The sequence below is a fragment of the Azospirillum sp. B506 genome (assembly GCF_000333595.1).
Classification (GTDB): Bacteria; Pseudomonadota; Alphaproteobacteria; order Azospirillales; family Azospirillaceae; genus Azospirillum.
In genome coordinates this window covers 1-5,728 of record NZ_BADK01000446.1, presented here as the reverse complement: position 1 = coordinate 5,728, position 5,728 = coordinate 1, and the positions used below count along the sequence as shown (strand labels likewise).

General features: G+C 66.1%; 4 protein-coding genes and 1 pseudogene. All 5 read right to left on the bottom strand.

The window, feature by feature from the left end:
* On the bottom strand, positions 1 to 1,270 hold a 1,270-nt coding region (gene lpdA, locus I71_RS13590), incomplete at its 3' end, for a dihydrolipoyl dehydrogenase (RefSeq protein ID WP_042695393.1).
* Between the two features lie 15 nt (positions 1,271 to 1,285).
* The gene (locus I71_RS13585) at positions 1,286 to 1,588 is read right to left on the bottom strand and encodes a chorismate mutase (protein ID WP_042695392.1); all 303 of its coding nucleotides are present in this window, start codon (positions 1,586 to 1,588) and stop codon (positions 1,286 to 1,288) included.
* Positions 1,589 to 1,607: 19 nt separating this feature from the next.
* A pseudogene (locus I71_RS13580) lies at positions 1,608 to 2,944 on the bottom strand (pyruvate dehydrogenase complex dihydrolipoamide acetyltransferase).
* Positions 2,945 to 2,960: 16 nt separating this feature from the next.
* Complete coding sequence (locus tag I71_RS13575) at positions 2,961 to 4,349, bottom strand: pyruvate dehydrogenase complex E1 component subunit beta (RefSeq protein WP_042695391.1); 1,389 nt, start codon at positions 4,347 to 4,349, stop codon at positions 2,961 to 2,963.
* 119 nt (positions 4,350 to 4,468) lie between these two features.
* Positions 4,469 to 5,488: a pyruvate dehydrogenase (acetyl-transferring) E1 component subunit alpha gene (pdhA, locus tag I71_RS13570; protein WP_199902173.1), complete on the bottom strand. Its 1,020-nt coding sequence runs from the start codon at positions 5,486 to 5,488 to the stop codon at positions 4,469 to 4,471.
* Between the last annotated feature and the right edge of the window lie 240 nt (positions 5,489 to 5,728).

Below are 5,728 nucleotides of genomic sequence, written 5' to 3'. Positions count from 1 at the left end.
TAGCCTTGGACAGCTCGGTCACTTCCGCGCCGATCATGTGGGCACCCAGCATCTCGCCGGTCTTGGCGTCGAAGATGGTCTTGATCAGGCCTTCCGGCTCGCCGAGCGCGATCGCCTTTCCGTTGCCGACGAAGGGGAAGCGGCCGACCTTGATCTCGTAGCCGGCCTCCTTCGCCTTCTTCTCCGTCAGACCGACCGAGGCGATCTGCGGGTGCGAGTAGGTGCAGCCCGGGATGTTGCGGACGTTCAGCGCATGCGGATGCTTGCCCGCGATATGCTCGGCCACGATCACGCCCTCGTGGCTGGCCTTGTGGGCGAGCCAGGGAGCGCCGGTCACGTCGCCGATGGCGTAGACGCCAGGTTCGTCGGTTTCGCACATGGCGTTGGTCTGGATATGGCCGCGGTCGGTCTTGACCTTGGTGTTCTCCAGGCCGAGGTTCTCGGTGTTCGGGCTGATGCCGACGGCGACGATGACGCGGTCGACCGTGATGTCCTCGGTCTTGCCGCCGGCCTCGACGGCCACGGTGACGCTGTCGGCGGCCTTGCGCAGGTTGCCGGCCTTGCCGCCGGTGATGATGCGCATGCCCTGCTTCTCGAAGGCTTTCCGGGCCATTGCCGAGATTTCCTCATCCTCCACCGGAAGGATGCGATCCATCACCTCGACCACCGTGACTTTGGCGCCGAGCGCGTTGTAGAAGCTGGCGAACTCGATGCCGATGGCACCGGAGCCGATGACCAGCAGCGACTTCGGCATGCTGTCCGGGGTCATCGCCTTGCGATAGGTCCAGACCAGCTTGCCGTCATCCTCCAGGCCCGGCAGCGTGCGGGCACGGGCGCCGGTGGCGATGATGATGTGCTTGGCGCCGAAGGTGCCGACCGGGGCATCGCCCTTGGACACTGCCACCTGCCCCTTGCCGAGCAGCTTGGCGGAACCCTCGATCACCGCGACCTTGTTCTTCTTGAGCAGGTGCTTCACACCGCCGTTCAACTGGCCCGCGACCTTGCGCGAGCGGGCGACGACCTTGTCAAGGTCGAAGGACGGGTTCTGGATGACCAGACCATAGTCGGCGGCATGCTTGGCGAGATGCAGCACCTCGGCCGAGCGCAGCAGCGCCTTGGTCGGGATGCAGCCCCAGTTCAGGCAGATGCCGCCCAGGTTTTCACGCTCGATGACCGCGGTGTGCAGGCCCAGCTGCGCGGCACGGATCGCCGCCACGTAACCGCCCGGTCCGCCGCCGATGACGATGACGTCGTAATTGATGTCGGCCAAGGGTGTTCTCCCCATTCAGGAGCGAGGCGCATCCTCGCGGCCGGCGGCAAAGATGCCTTCCTCGACCCGGCACGCCTCGTCGATGATCGTCTGGTACAGGGTGGCCATGAAGGCCGGATCCAGGCCATAGGCCTTGCCTGCCTCGGCCGCCCGCCGTTTGACCGCTTCGACGCGGTCGGGCAGGACGGCCGGCAGGTTTTCCGCCATCTTCACCGCTGCGACGCGGTGGACGACGGACAGGCGCTTGCCCAGCAGCGCGACGATCTCGTCGTCGATGGCGTCGATTTCGGCGCGGAGCGGGGCAAGGCTTTTCGACATGGAACCGGTCCTCTAACCGTCAGAGCAGCATCGAGAGCGGATCCTCAAGCAGCTTCTTCACTGCCCCGAGGAATTCCGCACCGACGGCGCCATCGGCCACGCGGTGATCGAAGGTGCCGGTCAGGCTCATCACCGTGGCGATGCCCAACGCACCGTCCTTCACCACCGGGCGCTGTTCGCTGGCGCCGACCGCCAGGATGCAGGCCTGGGGCGGGTTGATGATCGCCTGGAACTGCTTGATCCCCATCATGCCGAGGTTGGAGATGGAGATGGTGCCGCCCTGATACTCTTCCGGCTTCAGCGCGTTGTCGCGCGCCTTCTTGGCCAGGGCCTTCATCTCGTTCGAGATGTCGGCCAGACCCTTGGTCTCCGCCTTCTTGACGATCGGGGTGATCAGCCCGGTCGGGGTGGCGACGGCGACCGAGATGTCGGCATGCTGGAACTGCAGCATCGCCTCGTCGGTCCAGGCGGCGTTCAGCGCCGGGACCTTCTTCAATGCCAGCGCCACGGCGCGGATGATGAAGTCGTTCACCGACAGCTTGTAAGCATCGGACCGGCCGTTCAGCTCGGCGCGGACCTTCATCAGCGCGTCGATTCTCGACGTCCACCGCTCAGAAATAAGTCGGGAACCGTGCGCTTCACCTCGCCCAGACGCTTGGCGATGGTCTTGCGCATGCCGCTGTTCGGCACGGCGGTGTAGGCCATGCCCAGCTTGTCGGCGAGCGCCTTGGCGTCCACACCCTCCGCCTTCGGAGCCGGGGCCGGAGCCGCCGCGGGAGCCGGAGCGGCGGCGGCCGGAGCCGGGGCGACCGCGGGAGCAGCCGCGGCCTTGACCGGGCCGGCGGCCTTGGCGGCCTCGACGTCGGCCTTGACGATGCGACCATGCGGGCCGGTGCCCTTCACGGTCTTCAGGTCGATGCCGGCCTGCTCGGCGACGCGGCGGGCCAGCGGGCTGGCGAACACGCGGGCACCACCGGCCGCCGGAGCGGCTGCGGGAGCTGCCGGGGCAGGCGCGGCGGCAGCCGGAGCGGCCGTCGGAGCCGGGGCAGCGGCCGGAGCGGCAGCCGCCGGGGCCGGAGCGGAACCGGCGGAGGCCAGAGCGCTCTCGTCCTCGCCCTCTTCCAGCAGGATGGCGATGGGGGTGTTCACCGCCACGCCCTGGCTGCCGGCCGGGATCAGGATCTTGCCGATGCGGCCTTCATCGACCGCTTCGACTTCCATGGTGGCCTTGTCGGTTTCGATCTCGGCGAGCACGTCGCCGGACTTCACCGTGTCGCCTTCCTTCTTCAGCCACTTGGCGAGGTTGCCCTCGGTCATCGTGGGCGAGAGGGCGGGCATCAGAATCTGAACGGTCATCCTATCAGCCCTCCTCTCAACGGTAGCAGGCTTGCTTGGCGGCCTTGACGATGTCGGCGACCTGCGGCAGCGCCAGCTTTTCCAAGTTGGCGGCGTAGGGCATCGGCACGTCCAGGCCGGCCACGCGGGCGACCGGCGCGTCGAGATAGTCGAACGCCTGCTCCATCATCAGCGCGCACATTTCCGAACCGATGCCGGCGAAGGGCCAGCCCTCCTCGACGGAAACAAGGCGGTTGGTCTTCTTGACGCTGTTGACGATGGTGGCGGTGTCGAGCGGACGGATCGTGCGCAGGTTGATGACCTCCGCGTCGATGCCTTCCTTCGCCAGCTCCTCGGCGGCAGCCAGAGCATGCCCGACCATGATCGAGAAGGCGGTGATCGTCACGTCCTTGCCGGCGCGCTCGATCTTGGCCTTGCCGATCGGCAGGACGAACTCCTCGTCCTCCGGTACCTCGAAGCTCTGGCCGTAGAGAATCTCGTTCTCCAGGAAGACCACCGGGTTCGGATCGCGGATCGCCGCCTTCAGCAGGCCCTTGGCGTCGGCCGCCGACCAGGGGGAGACCACCTTCAGGCCCGGGCAGTGCGCGTACCACGAGGCATAGCACTGCGAGTGCTGCGCGGCGACGCGGGCGGCGGCGCCGTTCGGGCCGCGGAAGACAATCGGGCTGCCCATCTGACCGCCGGACATGTAGAGCGTCTTGGCGGCGGAGTTGATGATGTGGTCGATCGCCTGCATGGCGAAGTTGAAGGTCATGAACTCGACGATCGGCTTCAGCCCCTTGAAGGAGGCGCCGACGCCCAGACCGGCGAAACCGATCTCGGTGATGGGCGTGTCGATGACGCGACGCTCGCCGAACTCCTGCAGCAGGCCCTGGGTCACCTTGTAGGCGCCCTGGTACTGCGCGACCTCCTCGCCCATGACGAAGACCTTCTCGTCACGGCGCATTTCCTCGGCCATCGCGTCGCGCAGCGCTTCGCGGACCGTCTTCTTCACCGTCTTGGCGAAGAACTTGTCCTCGTCAGACTCCGGGATCGACACCGGGGCGGCCGGCACGGTGGGAGCCGGGGCCGGGGTGGCTTCGGCGACGGGCGCCGGGGCCGGGTTGGCGGGAGCGGCGGCGGTCGGGGCGTTGCCGCCCTTGGACAGCGCGCTCTCGTCCTCGCCTTCTTCCAGCAGGACGGCGATGGGGGTGTTCACCGCGACATTGTCGGTGCCTTCCGGCACCAGGATCTTGCCGACGCGGCCTTCGTCGACCGCTTCGACTTCCATGGTGGCCTTGTCGGTCTCGATCTCGGCGAGGACGTCACCGGACTTGACGGTGTCGCCTTCCTTCTTGACCCATTTCGCCAGCTTGCCCTCGGTCATGGTGGGCGACAGGGCCGGCATCAGCACTTCGATCGGCATTCCTCAACCTCCGGCGGCGCGGGGAAACCGGTTGCTACTCCCAATGATGGGGGCAACCCGTCCCTCTGGCGCCGCTCCTGCTTTTCGTTGACGTCAGGACCAGACGGTGGATTCGACGATCAGGATCCGACCAGGATGTCGGTCCACAGTTCCGACGGATCGGGCTCGGGGCTCTGCTGCGCGAACTCGGCAGATTCGGTGACGATCGCCTTCACTTCGCGATCGATCTCCTTCAGCTTGTCCTCGTCGACGAGACCGCCGCCGAGCAGCTTGGACTTCAGCTGGTCGATGGGATCGGACTCCGACCGCATCTTCTCGACCTCTTCCTTCGTCCGGTACTTGGCCGGATCGGACATCGAGTGGCCGCGGTAGCGGTAGGTCTTCATCTCCAGGATGACCGGGCCGTTGCCTTCGCGGATGTAGTTCACCCACTTGTCGGCGGCGGCCTTCACCTCAAGCACGTCCATCCCGTTGACCTGATAGCCGGGGATGCCGTAGGCGGCGCCGCGCTGGTGCAGTTCGCCGGCCGAGGCGCGCTCCTGCGAGGTGCCCATGGCGTACTTGTTGTTCTCGATGACGAACAGCACCGGCAGCTTCCAGAGAGCCGCCATGTTGAAGCTCTCGTACACCTGGCCCTGGTTGATGGCGCCGTCGCCGCAATAGACCGCGGAGACGCCGCCGTCATTGAGGTACTTGTGCGAGAAGGCCAGACCGGTGCCGAGCGGAACCTGGCCGCCGACGATGCCGTGGCCGCCGTAGAAGTTCTTCTCGCGGCTGAACATGTGCATCGAGCCGCCCTTGCCCTTGGAGTAGCCTCCAATGCGGCCGGTCAGCTCGGCCATCACGCCCTTGGCTTCCATGCCGCAGGCCAGCATGTGGCCATGGTCGCGGTAGCTGGTGATGACGTCGTCGCCCTCTTTCAGAGCGGCCTGCACGCCGACCACGACGGCTTCCTGACCGATGTAGAGGTGGCAGAAGCCGCCGATCAGGCCCATGCCGTACAGCTGGCCCGCCTTCTCCTCGAAGCGGCGGATCAGCAGCATCTCGCGGTAGTAATGAAGAAGCTCTTCGGAAGAGACGGCTTGAGCGGGCGCGGTGTCGGTCAGCGCCTTGGTGGAACGGCGTCGGGACGCGGCCATGATTCCTCCCCAGGGTTCAAGCGGCAAAGGTCTTTGACAACACCTTTTGCCGCCGCGCGTTGCGGGCATAGGAGAGCCCGCACCGGAAGCGAATATGGCGCGCACAGTACACGAGCTTCAGGGGGCGCGCAAATGTCTGTTTTTGCAGCGCTATTTCAGATTAACCGCGAAACGGTTAATCGGCTGATTTCCCCCTATTTCTGTACAGCTGTGCCTTCCTGTTTCGGCAGTTTCGGCAGC